The sequence below is a fragment of the Sphingobacterium psychroaquaticum genome (genome assembly GCF_900177625.1).
Taxonomy (GTDB): Bacteria; Bacteroidota; Bacteroidia; order Sphingobacteriales; family Sphingobacteriaceae; genus Sphingobacterium; species Sphingobacterium psychroaquaticum.
In genome coordinates, this window is the sequence record NZ_FXAU01000001.1 from 1,119,761 (window position 1) to 1,136,208 (window position 16,448).

The following is a 16,448-nucleotide window of genomic DNA, read 5'->3' on the forward strand; positions in this document are numbered from 1 at the left end:
CAATAGAAGCTACCGAAGCTGAATATCATCACTTTTAATCTTCTTATTGCGGACTGCGTCCGAAAATTTCTTACCAAAAGAATATGATATTGCAATATTAATATTGGAAAAATTACGGTTCTGATATGTTGTTTGTTCGAAACTAGGAGATGATAAATAGATTTCTCTCCGTGCATTAATTTTAAATACATCCACATAGGCCAAACGTAGGTTAACTTTATCTTTGATAAAATTAACCGATAGCAGAAGGCTGGTGAAAGGCCGTTCTTTTGTAGTCGCATATAGATCGTACCTCCTCGAGTTGTAATCAAATAGCGCAACTGTTGTTATCCTATTGAATAGTTTTGTCGAAATATTTCCCGTGCAAATAAAACCATACCCGCTGTTAAACAATTGTTCATTGTCGCTCTTCTTCAACTGGTTGTAATTTACACCTGCACTGGTATATATATTTATAGACTTTCCAAGTGATAAATCATGACCAATCACTCCCCCAAACCTATTAACATTTCCTAAATTCGATTTTGAAAGAATCAAGGTATCTTGTATGGTCTCCACATCTTGAAATATAACATTCCTGTTAGCTCCGTAAAAAATATTCGCCGTAAAGAAATTATTTCTATAAGCATTTACATAGGAAAAAGTTAAGGTGCTAAGGGATGCCTGCTTTAAATTTATATTTCCCTTTTGGAAAGTTGTAGGATCTAGCATTATAATCGTTTCATTTAAATCCATTGGATTAGGTCTGTTCACCCTTCTAGCAAAAGAGGTTGAAAATTTAGCCGTATTTTTCTTTTTCCAATCAATTGTTATTGATGGCAAAAAAGTAGAATAGGTATTTGTATAATCTCCCACATTATTTTTGGAAATATCAAAGTACATAGAGTTTGATATTTCTATTTTGGGGTTAACCTTTATACGCCAATCTGAATAGATCCCAATATTGTGTTGTTTGTATTTTATATTTTCTACTTGTAAAAAGGTACGGTTTACATATTTTGCTCCAAAATCATGGCTTGCCCAGTTAAGTAAATCTGGCTTATGGTTGAAACTCGTTTCGAGGGCAATATCTGATAATCCGGAATTGATGGTATTTTCGAACTTCTCCTCCTTTTCTATTAGAAAGGAATCCTCTTTTCTGTATAGATTGTAGTTTCCCTTAATAGACAAAAGCCCCTCCCTGATTTTTTTGTCGTACACACCATCGATGGTATAAATCCAATACTTATCTCTAGATGCATTTAGAAATTCGATATTGTTAATTTTTCCGGTCGTATTGCCGTTTAACTTGTATCCAAAAAATGCTGATCGCAGGAAAATAGAGCTTGTGGTGTCTATATCACGTCTTATTTCTATGTTCCCATTATCCTGTACTACTGTACTTTTTCGAAAATTAAATTGATAATAAGATAAACTTTCGGCACTTCTGTACATATCTGTGTTGGTCTTTTGAACGTTTCGACTTTTGTCCCATACCATTTTTACTAACCACTTACCTTTTTTGAATGAAAATGAAGGGTTCACGCCTGTTCGTTCCAGCAATGTGCCTTTTGTAACCTGTAAACGTCCCTTGTAAAAAGGAGTGGCCTTATGCTTTGTTATTATATTGATAATACCAGAACTCCGCTCCACATTAAATCTCGCTGATGGATGATTTACTATATCAACTTGTTCTATATCATCGACCTCTATATTTTTCAGATTATGAGTACTACTCGCAATTCCATTTATATATAGTTGTGGCGTTTGGTAACCATCTAGCTTGAGTCCTATTTCTTCTGAAAACACAACACCTGGCACCTTATTTATGGCTATATCAGCTGTTGTATTTTTTATAAAGTCACTTTGATTGAATTTATATACACGCTTATTTACATCTAACATGACTTTGTTCAGCTCTCCAATTACCTGTATTTCTTCGATATCTTGCTTACTTCTTTCCAGCTTAATTAACAAAGGTTTAGATAGCTCCGCCGTTGTATATGATTTTTTAGACTGTTTAAGACCAATATAAGTAACCGCTATAGTTATCTTACCTGCGTTTTTGTAATTTGTCGTTTGGAACCACCCTTGCTCGTCGGTTAATAAGGTTATGTAAACAGAATCTTTTTCATCGAAAATAGTTACTGAGGCATAAGGTAAAGGGACATCCTGATGAAATACGCTACCACTGATTTTCTGGGAATAACCAATTCTACTACAAATGATGAATATGATAAAAAATAGAGCGAACTTCATTTAAAATTAGGTTAATCAGGATAGTGGTGGAAACATGAATTTCAATATAAAGGAGCTGATCAATGAGAATCAAAAGTAATCCTATTGACCAGCTCCCAATCAATTAAAGAGGTGAGGGTGTTGGAACAGAACTAACCCAATTCCCCCAGATGACGTCACCATTCGCCTTTGTGATACATCTCGAGGTGTCACCTGAACATGCTTCCGTTGTCAGGTCTCCGCCAAATGAATAAAGCGCAGTAGTTGCTCCAACTGCTGCCGCTATTGCTAAAAAAATTGCTCTCTTTTTCATCTTTTTCTTTTTTAAGTTTTACTAAAATTTATTTTGATTAACAGCTGCTCAATAGGTATGGTATATAATGCTTTTTTTGTTCCTAGGAAAAACTGAGATTCAGTTTGATTAAAAAAAACAACATCATTTGAATTTACTCCATCTAGTTTCAACAATAAGCTTTTTTGGTATTTCATATCCTTATATACGTCTAAAATCAATTTTTCTTTTACAATAGGCTGTTTTGAAATCACGACTATTAGCTTATCAACAATAAGGACGGCAGAATTCGAAAGTTTTGCTTTTCCTCTTTTGTACGTATTAAAATCTCCAAACATGACGGTTTCAGGGACAGGGGTCTTATCGATAGTATGCAATGTCATAATTTTCGTACCGTTGTTATTGTCAAAAAAGAGTATCTGTCCGACTCTCTCATAAACAAAAGCTAATTTTTTACCAAGATCACAGAAACGACCAGCGTAGGACAGAAGATCACTGCTTCTAGTCGAAGTACTCTCTTCTCGTATTAAATGTTTAATATTAGTTTCGTTGGTACTTTCATTAAGTTCAAAAAAACCAAAAGCAAACTTTTCCGAGTTAGTATCCTTAATTTCTCCTAAGCAAAGTATATTACCATTTACAAGAGGATAGGCATCATATATAGAGACATTTACAGGGTTAAGAATTAAAGTGCTTTGATGGTCTACAATGTATAGACCAAAACGGTGATAAGAGTAGACGCTCTTATCTTTCAGGAATCTAACACGTGCATTCTTAGGGAATGTAAAAGCAAAACCTTCTTCAAATTGTCCCATAGAATCACTTATAATTGGTTGTATGTGATATGTAATAGAATCCACACTATCATTACTTTGCTTTAGGGTAATTAATCTATGGATACGACCATCCATTGAATTAATAACAAAATCCTTAAAACCCAATTCGTTTTTGGAGGTAAAAACATCAGAAGTATCTAAGTTAACGTGCACAAAAGTACGTTCAAAAGATGTTCGATTATTTCCTACAATACCATAGTACAATACTATTAAAACAGCTATCGAAGAAATGGAAAAGAATACATGTTTTGTCTTCATTATATTTCTTTATAAAACCCTTTTATCTTCACTTACAAAGTAGTGAATGAGTAAAAGTGATATTGTTAGTAAACTTACATTAAGAACCAAATGGCTGGAATATTCCAACCCATTCAAGATTCCTCCGCATCCACATACTTCATACAGCTGATTATAATTTAGATATACGATATAAACAGAAAACAGTAACATTATTGAAGCGAACAGCATATGACCCACTAAAGGTTTAATGATGAGAAGTATAGCAACGATAAATTCGACCAGAGCAATCAAATATGCCAAGTAAGGAATTATGAATGATGGAAAAAGACTAATACGTTGAGCATTAAATTCAAACAACTTTGCATGAAGTATTTTATAGGTGCCTGTATAGATAAAGAATATTGATAATAATAAACTGGCGCCATAAACGATAAATGATAGAATCTTTCTTCTTATCAATTGGCCTTCTTTATTATCAAATCTACCATCCTTATATATCATAGTCAATAAATCTCTATTTGCTCCTTTATAAAGTTAAAGCTACCTTATAACTAAATCGGAAAAAGAGGTTTATCGATAGAGAGACGGATTAGGCAGTTGAACTAACCATTAAATTAGATATATGAAAGTTGATGTAACAAAACAGGAGACGATTTTAAAAAAATGTCGGCAATTAAGGGAGATAGGTTTCTTTAAAAAATGAAGCAAATACAAGAAACAAACTGCTTGAAGTCAAGAAATAAGGTGGGTACTTTGGTGTTAACTTTTGACAAAAAGCTGTTTTAGCTGATCCACAATCTGACCATTCCCAGAAACGGAGATGCTGTTGATCTTCTCTGCTATTTTCTCAACATATTCCATTTCTTTCAACTTGAAAAGCATAGCATTTTCTTCCATCAGCTTTGCGGTGTTCAACAAGCTTCGGGTAGATGCCGTCTCCTCGCGTCGTGTAATGATATTTGCTTGGGCTCTCTTTTCGGCAATAAGAACTTGATTCATAATCTCACGAACATCTCCGGGCAAGATAATATCTTTTACCCCACCATTAAATAGTGCTAACCCTAATGCCGCAAGCTCGGTTGACGTAGTCTCGATAACGTATTTTGATATTTCTGATTTACTATCCATTAGCTCATCTAGCGTCATTTGTCCGATATAACGACGTAGCACCAATTGCAACAGCGTATACAGTTGTTTCTCGTACTCTTTATTATGCTGCAGCGCTTTGACAATATCTTTCACTTGATATTGAGCAGAGAAGTTCACTCGGATCTGTGCCTTATCCTTCGTTAGAATCTCTTGACCAGTGATCTCAACGGTTGTAACACGCATATCGGTTTTGATCACTGTGATAGTCGTCGCATTCTTCCACCAGTAGTAGTTTCCCGGCTCTAGGATCTTGACAAAAGCGCCATCCACAAACAGCAAGGCTTGCTCGAAAGGTTCAATGGTATAGTAACATACATAGTAAGAAAAAGCTGGACTGGCTAGCAGCTGACGGCTGACCGACGGTTTGATATCTATAGTGGAGATGTCTTCGATCTGAAAACGATAGGTTTGTAATCCTTTCCAAAAGAAGTGTCGCCCAGCAGAAAGTACATTATAGAAATTATTGTTCAGATAAACAATGCAGATCTGATCATCCGCAACTTCCACCACCTCTACCATTTCCTTAAATCCATCTACTTGCAGAAGCGCATCGACGTTATGTGGTGTTACAAAGTTATGGGACATATTGTAAGTTTCCAGCTTAGCGCCAAAACCTATCCAGTAGCTACCCGCGCGCAAGGCGCGTTTCACCACATTGTTTTTAACCACCAAACCGACTTGATTTACATCTACCGTTACCCTTTTCATAATTATTCTACAATTACATATTTGTTTTTTGCGTATTAGAAAGCTACCTATCTTCCCTTCATTGCTTCTGAACGGAGCTTAAAAGGAATGTACTGTAGGTAAAGATTTGCCTAATGTGTCCGTAGACAAATAGGATAAGCAGTACCACCGAGAACACTTGTTTTAAGCTACGAAGTTTAGTTGCAATTGTTGCCTGGTCATGCTTCTCCTCACCGGAGAGACTCCGGGAATAGAAACAATAAACCAAGGCAACCGAACGAAAGACAGGTAGCTTCATGGTGACTTTTTTATAGAAAGTCTAAACTTACGTGATGTAGGATTCGAACCTACTAAACCAGGAATTGAACCTCTACCTTTAACTTGCTAGCATATCGTATTCTATTGAACCGACACTTCCCTGCTATACAGAAACAGAAGACTGGGGCGTATTTCCGGTAAAAGGTATCATTGTGCCTCTAGACACGTATCTTTAAAGCTACTTGCTTACTTCATCAAAGAACAATGATCGGTTAAGAAAAAAGAAATCTTAATAATCAATAAATTGAAGACAATTAGAAGCTGTGATTGTTTGTCGCTCGTACTTAAATAGAAAGAATTAATGATAATGGACGTCCTTTATCGTTAGTTCTGTTACAGGTTTCGCGCCTTTAACTCGTCTTCTAAAGCTTTCTTTTCTTTATTCCATTTGACAGCAGCGTACGCGGCTAATACAAGCGGAAGAAGTGTAAAAAAGCTGAAGCCATGATTTACTGCGGCATAGACGGTTACACCAAACATAAATCCGATAATTGCTGCATTTATTATGTTATTGGATTTTGCTTTCTTTTTCATCTCCAGGAGCTCCTGATCTGTTAATTCAGTTAGTAGTTTTTGTTTCATCAGTTAAAATTTATTAGTATTGTTTTCGTTGACTAATTTACTTCAAAAATGGTATTGCTGATGGGGAAATTTAAAATAGGTTTTTAAATATAAAACCAATGCGAGATAAGAAATTGAATCAAATTATAGATTGGGCACAAGAGAATCCGGATGTACGAACTGTACTTCTTACGAGCTCCTTAGTGAATCCGCTAGCACCAGTCGATAAGTATAGTGACTTAGATATTGAACTTATTTTTGAGCATAACGCAAAATATGTACAGGACAATTCCTGGCTTAAATTGTTCGGTAGACCAATAGCTATGGTTGAAGAGGATGAATCTGCTTTTGATGGGAAGCATGCCATGAAAATGGTTTTGTACGAGGATCACGTCAAAGTTGATTTTAAGCTCTATAGTGTATCATCCTTTTCTACAGAAGTTAAACAGCCGATATTGTGTGAAGATTGGGATATTGGATATAAAGTTTTGTTAGATAAAGATGGTTTAACTCCTTCTATGCATCCGCCATCCTACCAAGTTTCAGTCATCAAAAAACCCATGGAAGCGCGTTTCACACAACTTCTGAATGACTTTTGGTGGGACACAACTTATGTAGCCAAATGTCTAGCCAGAGAAGATCTTTTTTACGCTAAGTTTATGACTGAAAATGTAATCCGAACAGATTATATGGTTCCTTTATTGGAATGGTACATTGCGATGCAACACGATTGGAAAGTTACCACGAACAAGCATGGTCGTTTGTTCAAAGAATACCTAAGTCCTGCCTTGTGGTCGCGTATTGAACAGACTTTCGCTGATGCAGACCTATCTCGCAACTGGGACTCCCTCTATATGATAACAGATTTGGTTTCCGAAATCGGTAATGAGATTGCAAGGAAGCTCGGATATGCGTATCCCGTACAATTGGAACTTGATGTTCGTCGTTATTTAAAGGAGGTTAGAAGCGCCTAGCATATCTTTATAGTCTTTGAGAAAGTAGCAAAGTTGTCTATCAAAAAAGGTCTCGCTGAGGTCTCGCTGCTAGTGGGAATCGTTGGTTTATTGAATATGCCTTTAAACGCACAAAACCCTATTAACGTGCTGTTAATAGGGTTTTGTTATCATTTATTTCTTTTTGTGCGGAGAGCGTGGGATTGGTTCAGTCCCACAACCCCAAACACATCCCTGAACCTCCTACGGATCGAACCCTAGGTTCTCATCCACCCTGAACGCAAAAAATCCCTCATCTTTCGATGAAGGATTTTCTTGCGGGGAACGTGGGTCTCTATTAGAACACCTCGATGATATTTTGACGATTTTACAAAAGTTATCTATTAAAAATTCGGAAATACTTTAGATATAAAATATGTGCCAATAATTCCTCTGTATAATAAAACTACTATTTCTTCTTGTAGGCTTCGAAATGGATGCTTTCCAAAAGAAAGTTATCTGTAACGCTTCCCTGATATTCAAAAAAGTCAGCTGTCTTATTTTCCATGTTGAGGTTATATAGACGGTACAAATAATAATTTGTAGCATTCATTTCGGAGAATTTCACCTCATTCAGAGAAATTTGGAAAGGAGTTGCAGAGCCACCTTTCGTAGTTTTTACTTCAATATATTTAGGGCTTCCATCAAAATTTACGGAAAGGATATCAAAACCATTTCCATCTTTAACCTTTCTTACCCTTTCAATAAGCTCAGGAAAACCATTATCAATAAGTACTCGTTTTTCATATTCCAACACTAAATCTTCACCAATATTTCCACATTCCAAATCACTTAAGTACTTTTGGTTCCAATCAATATCGTACCCTGAAAAATCAAACTTGCGCTCCGGCAATTCACCAATACCTTCTTGTGGTTCATCATTCAAATACAATGAGTAATTCGTAATAGCTTTTGAAGACGCTTTTTTTCCAGTTTCTTGAAAATAAACTTTATCATCTGACCATATCTCATAACATAGCTCCTGCATTTGCCTTTCAAAATGTTGTTTACTCAAAACTTCCTTTTTATCATAGCCCAATTTTTCAGCTAATCTATAAAACCCAAAACCAATCGAATTCTTAGAGGAATGGACAACCAATGAGCTTAACATAGGTCGTTTAAATAGATGTTCATGTTCAGAAATTTCTCCTATTTCATTAGCAAAATAATCTACTTCGGTCGGATTTGAAGCATTTAATCCAAATTGGGACATAGCTTTTGCATAGCTTACTGTTCTTTTGATCCTGGCAAGTTCAATAAGGTAAAGCCGAATTTCTTTATTCATTTAGGTTCTGATATAATGATTTAATTATTTCAACTTGCTTCTCTTGTCTCATCATGCCAGCACGTCAAACAGATATATGTTTCTGAGTCATCGTCATCTTCTATCAAGTATTTAACATTCCCCTTGCATCCATCTTTGCCACAATCTTCCCTTAGTACTCCAAAATCCGACTGGCATACGATACAGCTTAAGTTTGTGCCAAGAGGGTCATTTGGATGCAAAAATGCCCATTTAGAATCGGCTCTCTTTGCTCCTTTTTTAGTGGCAATTTCTGATTTTTCAGTACAATGTGGACATAAATAAGGGCGTGCAGTAATGTCAACCGAGAAATGTTTCTTTAGCGTCTTTTTCCCTAAAAAGAAACTTAAATGCTCCATTTTATTATAGTGTATCATATCTTCCCATTCAACATCTTCATCTTCGTACTGAAATCCTGGGTGTTGATAGAACTTTGATGAAGCAGCTTCCCAAAAACTGTCTTTACCAAGAAGATACGTAAAAGTATCTAAGATAAGTGTGAGTATATACTCAGGAGTCAACTTTTCATTTCCGATACCATGTACTATTTTATTGCGCCTTACACGAATTTCTTCATATAGTTGCAAAAATTTTTCGTGTACTTTTTTGGCACCAATACAAGCATAATATGTTCTCAACAAGTCTTCGCCACCAATAGTGTATAATTCTGAAAAATTCTCATCGGCACTTTCGGGTAAGGTCTTCCAATCTCCCCTTTTTTTCTCAATTAGAAGTAGAGGACTCGTTTTACAAATTTCAGATTTTAATAAACCCTCAATCCCTTGATGTATTAAAACCAGACCTGACCTCAATACAATTTGATTATATTCCCATATTTTTTCTCTCGGGGTACTGTTTGTAAGTGCGTTGTCAACACTAACAATCGAGTTGTATGCTTGAATCAAGCATTCCATTGCGATCTGTTTGTACTCGTTTGCGTTTGGTATGCCTGTTATCATTCTCAGCAATTTTGTTATGTAAATTTATACGACAATTTAATCTACTTCCTCAATGACCAATTCCGTATTTATAAGCGCTTAATGTCATTTTTAACTTTTTTGGACGGTCTTAAATAGCTAAAAATAGTTTAAAAAGCCATGCAAAAAAAGACACACTCATTTATCCCTTTTATCCTTGAAGTCTTGCAGTAATTCTTTGGGATATCCAAATATCCTCATTATTATCTCTTGGGATTTATTTCTAATAGAAGGTATGACATTTCCTATAACACTAAGTCCTAATGCTCCAAAAATTGTGAACGCATAATTGTATTTTTCTATATAGGCGATAGCTTCGGGGTTATATTTCGGAAGTTTAAGGATTAAATAAATCAGTAGTGCAAATAAAATTGCCTGTACTATCCACGAGATATATCTAATTCGTTCAATAAAATTAAAGTTAAACTTTTCTAATCGGTCAATTTTTTTTTTATCAGGCACTTCCTTTAACATAAATATCGTGTCGTACGCTTTAAGTGAACACAGAATTTGGAAGTCACTTCTGTTTTCAAATAGCCTTACATTCTCAATCACTTTTTTGAAAGTGAAACTCGAAAAATCGTTGGTAATTAAGGTCTTACCGTAGATGTTTAAAAACATAAACACAATTTCAGGGAGATTACTCGTACTATAATAATTTTCGTTTAAAATATTTTCAAAAGTGATTGTTATAGAGTTTCTATTTCTAATAGATATGATATGATTTATCCAATTCCTATCTATATTGAACTTCATAATACCAACTATAAAAGAAAATATAAGAAAATCGTCGTTAACAAATGGTGCTGGTGAACCTTTGCTTGGCTTACTTTTACTTTTCTTATTATAATAGCTTTCAAAATCATTCTTACTATTATTTCGAATTGCTTTCAATACTCCATAAAAGATTTCTTCGCTTCCGTTTGAATTGTGATTTGGAGCAATATGATTAACTTCCCCCAGTAAGAAATCATTAAAAGCCGAAAGCTTTGCATTCTCGCTTACTCTTGCTAAATATCCCATTCTGTTTTCTAAAGAAACCATTTCTTTCTTTTTAAACCATAGTTTAGGTTGTCTGCATCCCAATTGGGAATATTTCTCATTTTCCCCAACAACTTAGAAATAAGATTAGAATATTTCATTGTGGCGGGTTCTTCTCCGGGCAAAAAACTTCTCCATGACAAATATGTAAATGAAAATATTTGTTGAGTAATATATCCTAAATCATAAAATAATAAGTCATTTAAATCACTGCTACTATAATTGCCTTGGGGAGTTCTAATATTTATAAGAATTGGCTTACTCATACCTTGCTTAGCTGTTTTCAATTCGTTTGCACCAAACATTTGTACGATTGAAGTCCTATCATCTAAAAAGACATTACTTCCTCTATTTGGTATATATTGCCCTTTTACTATGTTACTTCGGTACTTAGAAACTCCAGGCTGATTGGCATCGAATAACATTGTTGGATGAATGGTACTTATGGTAACGAATGCAAACTTAATCTTATATTGTGTAATGTCTCGAACTAATTGACTGATAACATCAAATTCGGTATTTTTAATTGGCTTGAAAATGTGGAAAATTAACCTTACCGTATCCCCATCAGACCACCCTTGTTCTGTTGAAAGTCTTTGAATTGATTGTTTCAAGCTTTTCAGCAATTCTTCAAAATAGTTTTCGAAAGGAACATCTTTAACCTTATCCCCAAGAAGATACTGACCGTCACTTGACATAAAAGTTGTGATGCCTACAACTCGATTTTGTTCAGCTCCTGCATATTGATTTTTCCTTAGCCAGCTATGACCAATACCAATAATTATCTCTTTGTCTACCGAACGTTGCGAAGGGAGAACCCACGGAGTTCCTCCGAGTTTGGCATAGATTTGAAGAGCAATAGAATTTAATATATATTCATTATGGCTACCTATTATTTCGGACGTAACAAATTGAACAGGAATTTCCAACGATAACAACTTAGCCTTAATTCGATAATAAGGATTTGCAATATCTGCTTGACGTTTGAAACTTGCGGGTATTTCTATAATTGCTAAATGAGGTTTGTTTTCATCATAACCACTGATAACATTTAGGTAATCATCGATGCTATATGCCTGTAACTCTCTCACATTGAGTATCACGTCCTGCAAATCATATTTTTTCTGAAGTCCCTTTTGAAAATACCGTGATTGAGGTATTCCATCTTTTAAATTGGATAGGAACTTCGTAAAATTCCCTCTATTATTTCTATTGCAAATACATAACACATTAGGGCTTTTAATATCGAAAATTGAACTGTCGTATGGACCATAATTGGATAACCCTAAATCTGGACTTGAACTATTTGTCTTAGTTGCAGCGGGATCAAAAATAAAAGTCGGCATTTTCAAATCAATGCTATTTGAGACTGTCAATGGAGTATCGTCAACCTTAAAGCAGAAACCATCCTTATTGTGAAATAAAATCGATGAACCATTTTCACAGAACAAATGTTTTGATATCTTTAAGATTTCATCATACAATGCTTTTGTGTTGTAAATATCAGCACGTTTACTCTCAATAAGGTTCATTATTTCGTCGCTCTTCTGCTGTGAGATAGCAAATGACAAATAGTTACCTATATTGTATTTTGATTTCTTGATAAATAACTGTTCAAGGGGGTATTCCTTAATTCCCTCATTAGTTTCAATTTTCGCTTTACTATCAGCTATCTCAGTTATTACTCCCAAAAGCTCTTCATTAGGAGCCAGAACATCAGCTAAACCGGGAATAGTCTCCGTGTGAAGAACATCCACACCTAACAAGTTGTATCCTTCCGAATGTAGTTCAGCGCAAGATTTGTTAAATATCCAATTACGTTTTATGTTGATAAGAAAGCCAAACTGTTTCTTTCCATTTATTTCAGTAAGACGTAATTGGACTTCTATCAGTTTTTTATAGGCAACGCGCTTCTTGAGATTTTCAGGTAGTACTTTGTAAATAATATCGTCTTTAGCTTGTGCGGAAAAGAAACGAAATGGATAAAAATCCACCGGAATATAATTAGGAAATCTATCTTTAAATGTCCGAAAGAAAAGATGTTTAATCAATGAAGCAGTAACCTGACTATCTTCAAATACACTCCTTGATACGACACTTCCTATAAGACTTATATCTTCCCCTTCTTTATTTGATATATAGATGTTTTCACCATTCCTAAAAAAAGAATGAGTGGTATTATGTAATTCCCTCAACTCGCTAAGTCGATCTTCCGAATACGGTTCTGTCTTAATCTGATATTCATCAAATTCAAAATTTATTGGAAAGTAGTTTAGTTGCATATCAATACTTGTTTTTTATTCTCTTTTCTGAATTCTTAAGTGCTTTATAAGCCAATGGTTCTTTCTCCAACATATCTACAATTTTATCTGAAAGCCAAATGACCAAAAGTTCTTCTACCTCTACATTTAGAATTTCAGCTAATTTGATAACTTGCTCTCTATTAGCTTTCCTTTCACCCCTTTCTATTTTACTAATAAGGGCAGTGTCCATTTCTAAAGCAGCTGCGATTTGTCTTAGAAGGAGACCTTTCTTTTTTCTTAATCCTCTAACCTTTATACCAAAGCTTTTAAATTCCATTTTGATGACTTGTCACTTTATGTCAAATTTAGCGAAAATTCTTAGACTTTGAACTTTTTTGAATTGAGTATGAAAAACAAAAAGGGTTTTAGTTATCCTTTTAAATCGTATAGATAGAATACCCCGTTTTCCGTTCTATTCCTCCATTTTCAGAATACGTTTATTAAGAAAATAAAGAAAGATTGAATAGTGAAAATTCACAATAGCCAACCTCTTTGATGGATAACAGGAACTTACAAGTCCCCATTATCTTTAAATGAATAGTAATCACAATCTGTTAGAATAATGTGGTCTAACAGTTTTAAATCCATAATATGGCAAGCTGATTTTATCCTTTGGGTTATCACTTTATCCGAATCGCTTGGTCTCAATGTTCCCGACGGATGGTTATGAGCAATTGCTATTCTTGTTGCATTCGATAACAAAGCACATTTGATTATCAGTTTTGTATCAACAGCAACAGCATCTATACCGCCATCTGCTATCCTATAATATCCCACTACATTCAATTGATTGGTCATATAAAGAGCGTAAAAACTTTCTCTAACCTCAATTTCGTCTATGTTCCAAACCTGTCTAAATGTTTCTTCCAAACATCGTGAGTTTTTTATTTTGGTAAAAGCCGAAACGGAAAGTTTTGGATTACGACGGTAAGAAAGGCATAATTCATTTGCGATAAAATCGTTCTTTTTCATGGCGTATCTGATTTAAAAAAATGAAAAAATTAATTAACGCCAATGCGGGTACGAGCCAAGTTTGACTAAGCAAAAGAAAAAACTGCGGAAAATGGGAGGCTCCGATCGGAACGAGTGGATACCCATTTTATGCAGTTTTTTATTGGGTGCGGTCGGCCTGAGCGATGGGGCTTGTCAAACTGGCGAAGTAAATTGTTGGTTAATTAATTGTCCACCCGAAGAACCAAAAAATGTTGTTTCGTTTCTAACCGAGTATTTTAAATCAACGTGTAATCTTAGGTCATAAAAAACGGTTACAAAGCACTTTTTGCCCGCAAGGGCCGCGCGCAAAAAATGGCTCTGTCACGTGTAACACAAAAACAATAGGCGATTTTAAAATTGCCTATTGTTTTATTGTACTTGTCGTATGGTCTTCGGTCTGTTGGGTTTTATGACCTCACATCCATATTTTATTTTGATTTCGTCTAAAGACATATTACTACCTTTTCTGACTTTAAACATATCGCTACGGTAATACCATGCCTGTTTTTTCTTGGCGAAAAACAAGCCTGCTTCCCTTAGCAATTTGCGTATGGGTTTTGTGTTGCCTGTTACCCAAATCCAAAAACCAACCAATTCGATTTTAATATGTGGTAGGTGTGCAATCTTCTCGATTACTTCCCTGTACTCTTCCGAAAACCTTACTTTCTGCTCGGCTTCTTCGCTGTTGAGGTTCTCGCCTTTGATAATCTTTGCACTTACAAAAGCGTATTCCTGGTTAATTTTCTGCATGGTCTCGGTGTCTCCACCTCGGTCGGGGTGGTTCTCCATCGCCAACTTTTTGTATAGTTGTTTAACCTCGTCAAGCGTTTTGCAGTTATTAAAATAAATCATAACAATGAAGAAATTTAGCCCCCATAAAGGGGGCTAAGTGAAACAAAAGGACTAAACATTTGGTATTGCTATTTCCGCTTCGATTTCGCCAAGCCTATCATAACACATCGTTTTGACGAAAAGCGCAACGGATTTAATGATAACCGGATTTTTGGTTACAAACTTATTGCGGTTGTCGTCCTCAATGGTAATTGTACAACCTTGATAATAATTGCTGTCGGTCTCGTCTGCATCATCCTTTACCTCAACCTCGAATTTGTCCAAATTGGCAATGGTTTCTAACAGTCGGTCACGCTGTACTTTCTTGCGGTGCAATTCAGTTACCCATTTTAGCGTTTCTTCGAGATTGGGGGCAAATTTTGGCTTTTGTTCCTGCTGATCCGTTGGCGTTGCTTTCTGCTCGGCTGTGGTCGCCTTTGTTGGAGCTTCCTTTTCCAATCCCTCAAACTTTATTACCTCTTTTTCCGCTTTGGGCGAAGTTGTTGCCCCTGTCGTTTTGGTTTCCTTGCCATTGCTTGCACTTCCGTTTGCCACTGCTTTTGTGTTCTTGTTATTGATTGCTGTCGTTTTCATGACTTTAAAAATTTATGTGTAAAAAATGTACTGTAAATAAGTTCCGATAAGTAGGCTATCAGAGGGGGCGCACGTGTTGCCAACTGTGTTTTTCCAAAATTCTTCATATCCAAATTTTTTAAGCGAAACCAAAGGGCACAGCCCTCTGGCTTTTTGTTAAGCAACCGCACCTATTCAATCCCCCGAGTAAGGCAAGGCTTTGGAAAAAAAATACTCTTTCGTGCCGAGGGAGTGTGCGACCGAGGTGCGAAAGGAAGATTTTTTTGAACAAACCCCTTGGGGCTTAGCCTTGACGACTGGGGGATTGTGTAGAAATTTGCTAACGAAAAGGCCAAAGGAAATTCGCCTACCGCTGATAGTAAAGACTTATCAAGTAGGGTTGGTATTGGAAAGAAATTAGACGAAAAACAGGCGGAAACTTAGTTGGGAAATGGACAGGTTGGAAAGTAGAAAGGTAAGAAACAGACAGGGGGATATTAGGTCAATTTGGTATGAAAGTCGGGCAATAAGAAAACAGGTCGGCTTGGGAAAATGGGAAGCCAATTCGGGACAATGGGTCTTAGTTCATGGGAAAACCTATCTGACCTTTTGGTAAACGACCGCTCCGTCTTTTTTGGGGTATTCCAACGTACCTGCGTTAAGGTCTATCTTCAGGATATCCACGGTATTATACATCGGGTGGGCAATCCTAATGGTGGTATCACTGGTCTGTAACTCTCCAACTTTTGTATCTCCTTTTCCATAACTGTTCCACTCTCCGGCAACTTTGTTTTTAGGTCTCTGGGGGTCATCTTCTTTTGCCGAAGACCAATTCGCTATAATGGTCACGTCGAGTTTGCCATCTTGGTTGGCTTTGATTTCCAACGTGTCCTTAAAATAGTCAAAGGTGTTTTCGCTTTCCGAAGCGTACAGCCCTGTTACCTTTTTCTGCAAATCAGCACCATTGTTTCCCGATGTACAGGCGTATATAAGTATGAGGGAAAGGGATGTGCAGGATAGTGTTCTTATCTTTCTCATAACGGCTTCTCCTGTTAATGGTTACATATACAAATGTACCTATTCGGTATCGGTTAAACAAAAAAGGACATCGATTGGTTTCCGATGTCCTTTTGGG

At 35.9% G+C, this 16,448-nt stretch carries 17 protein-coding genes; 1 reads left to right on the plus strand and 16 read right to left on the minus strand.

Annotated features, from left to right (window positions below; genetic code table 11):
• Positions 1 to 9: 9 nt before the first annotated feature.
• The 7 genes from B9Y69_RS04540 to B9Y69_RS04560 form a co-directional block, all read right to left on the minus strand.
• On the minus strand, positions 10 to 2,238 hold the full coding sequence (locus B9Y69_RS04540) for an outer membrane beta-barrel protein (RefSeq protein WP_085471782.1): 2,229 nt from the start codon (positions 2,236 to 2,238) through the stop codon (positions 10 to 12).
• Positions 2,239 to 2,341: 103 nt separating this feature from the next.
• Positions 2,342 to 2,530 carry a hypothetical protein gene (locus B9Y69_RS19075; protein ID WP_134432688.1) on the minus strand — a complete coding sequence of 63 codons (189 nt, stop codon included), beginning with the start codon at positions 2,528 to 2,530 and terminating at the stop codon, positions 2,342 to 2,344.
• A gap of 11 nt (positions 2,531 to 2,541) precedes the next feature.
• Entirely contained in the window at positions 2,542 to 3,603 is a 1,062-nt protein-coding gene (locus B9Y69_RS04545; protein WP_085471783.1) for a hypothetical protein, read from the minus strand.
• 9 nt (positions 3,604 to 3,612) lie between these two features.
• Positions 3,613 to 4,086: a MauE/DoxX family redox-associated membrane protein gene (locus B9Y69_RS19410; protein WP_085471784.1), complete on the minus strand. Its 474-nt coding sequence runs from the start codon at positions 4,084 to 4,086 to the stop codon at positions 3,613 to 3,615.
• Between the two features lie 258 nt (positions 4,087 to 4,344).
• Positions 4,345 to 5,442 (minus strand): slipin family protein, encoded by a 1,098-nt coding sequence (locus B9Y69_RS04555; protein WP_085471785.1) that lies wholly within the window; start codon positions 5,440 to 5,442, stop codon positions 4,345 to 4,347.
• Between the two features lie 58 nt (positions 5,443 to 5,500).
• On the minus strand, positions 5,501 to 5,719 hold the full coding sequence (locus B9Y69_RS19080; protein ID WP_144036496.1) for a hypothetical protein: 219 nt from the start codon (positions 5,717 to 5,719) through the stop codon (positions 5,501 to 5,503).
• A gap of 353 nt (positions 5,720 to 6,072) precedes the next feature.
• Positions 6,073 to 6,321 carry a hypothetical protein gene (locus B9Y69_RS04560; protein ID WP_085471786.1) on the minus strand — a complete coding sequence of 83 codons (249 nt, stop codon included), beginning with the start codon at positions 6,319 to 6,321 and terminating at the stop codon, positions 6,073 to 6,075.
• A 98-nt stretch (positions 6,322 to 6,419) separates the two neighbouring features.
• Between B9Y69_RS04560 and B9Y69_RS04565 the strand changes: the two genes are divergently transcribed.
• A complete protein-coding gene (locus tag B9Y69_RS04565) occupies positions 6,420 to 7,274 on the plus strand; it encodes an AadS family aminoglycoside 6-adenylyltransferase (RefSeq protein ID WP_085471787.1) in 855 nt (284 codons plus the stop codon).
• Between the two features lie 427 nt (positions 7,275 to 7,701).
• Here the strand turns inward: B9Y69_RS04565 and B9Y69_RS04570 are convergent, their stop codons facing one another.
• From B9Y69_RS04570 to B9Y69_RS04610, 9 genes are all read right to left on the minus strand, one after another.
• Entirely contained in the window at positions 7,702 to 8,577 is an 876-nt protein-coding gene (locus B9Y69_RS04570) for a protein NO VEIN domain-containing protein (protein ID WP_085471788.1), read from the minus strand.
• 29 nt (positions 8,578 to 8,606) lie between these two features.
• Positions 8,607 to 9,554 (minus strand): hypothetical protein, encoded by a 948-nt coding sequence (locus B9Y69_RS04575; RefSeq protein WP_085471789.1) that lies wholly within the window; start codon positions 9,552 to 9,554, stop codon positions 8,607 to 8,609.
• Positions 9,555 to 9,710: 156 nt separating this feature from the next.
• On the minus strand, positions 9,711 to 10,616 hold the full coding sequence (locus B9Y69_RS04580; protein ID WP_085471790.1) for a hypothetical protein: 906 nt from the start codon (positions 10,614 to 10,616) through the stop codon (positions 9,711 to 9,713).
• Positions 10,604 to 12,895, minus strand: a complete 2,292-nt coding sequence (locus tag B9Y69_RS04585; protein ID WP_085471791.1) for a Piwi domain-containing protein — start codon at positions 12,893 to 12,895, stop codon at positions 10,604 to 10,606. The genes B9Y69_RS04580 and B9Y69_RS04585 overlap by 13 nt, the downstream gene beginning before the upstream one ends.
• Before the next feature lies 1 nt (position 12,896).
• A complete protein-coding gene (locus tag B9Y69_RS04590) occupies positions 12,897 to 13,193 on the minus strand; it encodes a helix-turn-helix domain-containing protein (protein WP_085471792.1) in 297 nt (98 codons plus the stop codon).
• A 233-nt stretch (positions 13,194 to 13,426) separates the two neighbouring features.
• On the minus strand, positions 13,427 to 13,888 hold the full coding sequence (locus tag B9Y69_RS04595; protein ID WP_085471793.1) for a JAB domain-containing protein: 462 nt from the start codon (positions 13,886 to 13,888) through the stop codon (positions 13,427 to 13,429).
• A 390-nt stretch (positions 13,889 to 14,278) separates the two neighbouring features.
• Positions 14,279 to 14,761 carry a molecular chaperone DnaJ gene (locus tag B9Y69_RS04600; RefSeq protein WP_085471794.1) on the minus strand — a complete coding sequence of 161 codons (483 nt, stop codon included), beginning with the start codon at positions 14,759 to 14,761 and terminating at the stop codon, positions 14,279 to 14,281.
• 51 nt (positions 14,762 to 14,812) lie between these two features.
• Complete coding sequence (locus tag B9Y69_RS04605) at positions 14,813 to 15,334, minus strand: hypothetical protein (RefSeq protein ID WP_085471795.1); 522 nt, start codon at positions 15,332 to 15,334, stop codon at positions 14,813 to 14,815.
• 576 nt (positions 15,335 to 15,910) lie between these two features.
• Positions 15,911 to 16,351, minus strand: a complete 441-nt coding sequence (locus B9Y69_RS04610; protein WP_085471796.1) for a hypothetical protein — start codon at positions 16,349 to 16,351, stop codon at positions 15,911 to 15,913.
• Positions 16,352 to 16,448: the final 97 nt, after the last annotated feature.

Excerpts from the sequence above, each read along its gene's own strand:
- B9Y69_RS19075 (WP_134432688.1), bottom strand. The coding sequence starts at position 2,530 with ATGAAAAAGAGAGCAATTTTTTTAGCAATAGCGGCAGCAGTTGGAGCA.
- B9Y69_RS04585 (WP_085471791.1), bottom strand. The coding sequence starts at position 12,895 with ATGCAACTAAACTACTTTCCAATAAATTTTGAATTTGATGAATATCAG.
- B9Y69_RS04605 (WP_085471795.1), bottom strand. The coding sequence starts at position 15,334 with ATGAAAACGACAGCAATCAATAACAAGAACACAAAAGCAGTGGCAAAC.
- B9Y69_RS04570 (WP_085471788.1), bottom strand. The coding sequence starts at position 8,577 with ATGAATAAAGAAATTCGGCTTTACCTTATTGAACTTGCCAGGATCAAA.
- B9Y69_RS04565 (WP_085471787.1), top strand. The coding sequence starts at position 6,420 with ATGCGAGATAAGAAATTGAATCAAATTATAGATTGGGCACAAGAGAAT.
- B9Y69_RS04545 (WP_085471783.1), bottom strand. The coding sequence starts at position 3,603 with ATGAAGACAAAACATGTATTCTTTTCCATTTCTTCGATAGCTGTTTTA.
- B9Y69_RS04610 (WP_085471796.1), bottom strand. The coding sequence starts at position 16,351 with ATGAGAAAGATAAGAACACTATCCTGCACATCCCTTTCCCTCATACTT.
- B9Y69_RS04595 (WP_085471793.1), bottom strand. The coding sequence starts at position 13,888 with ATGAAAAAGAACGATTTTATCGCAAATGAATTATGCCTTTCTTACCGT.
- B9Y69_RS04540 (WP_085471782.1), bottom strand. The coding sequence starts at position 2,238 with ATGAAGTTCGCTCTATTTTTTATCATATTCATCATTTGTAGTAGAATT.
- B9Y69_RS04555 (WP_085471785.1), bottom strand. The coding sequence starts at position 5,442 with ATGAAAAGGGTAACGGTAGATGTAAATCAAGTCGGTTTGGTGGTTAAA.
- B9Y69_RS04600 (WP_085471794.1), bottom strand. The coding sequence starts at position 14,761 with ATGATTTATTTTAATAACTGCAAAACGCTTGACGAGGTTAAACAACTA.
- B9Y69_RS04580 (WP_085471790.1), bottom strand. The coding sequence starts at position 10,616 with ATGGTTTCTTTAGAAAACAGAATGGGATATTTAGCAAGAGTAAGCGAG.
- B9Y69_RS19080 (WP_144036496.1), bottom strand. The coding sequence starts at position 5,719 with ATGAAGCTACCTGTCTTTCGTTCGGTTGCCTTGGTTTATTGTTTCTAT.
- B9Y69_RS04590 (WP_085471792.1), bottom strand. The coding sequence starts at position 13,193 with ATGGAATTTAAAAGCTTTGGTATAAAGGTTAGAGGATTAAGAAAAAAG.
- B9Y69_RS19410 (WP_085471784.1), bottom strand. The coding sequence starts at position 4,086 with ATGATATATAAGGATGGTAGATTTGATAATAAAGAAGGCCAATTGATA.
- B9Y69_RS04560 (WP_085471786.1), bottom strand. The coding sequence starts at position 6,321 with ATGAAACAAAAACTACTAACTGAATTAACAGATCAGGAGCTCCTGGAG.
- B9Y69_RS04575 (WP_085471789.1), bottom strand. The coding sequence starts at position 9,554 with ATGATAACAGGCATACCAAACGCAAACGAGTACAAACAGATCGCAATG.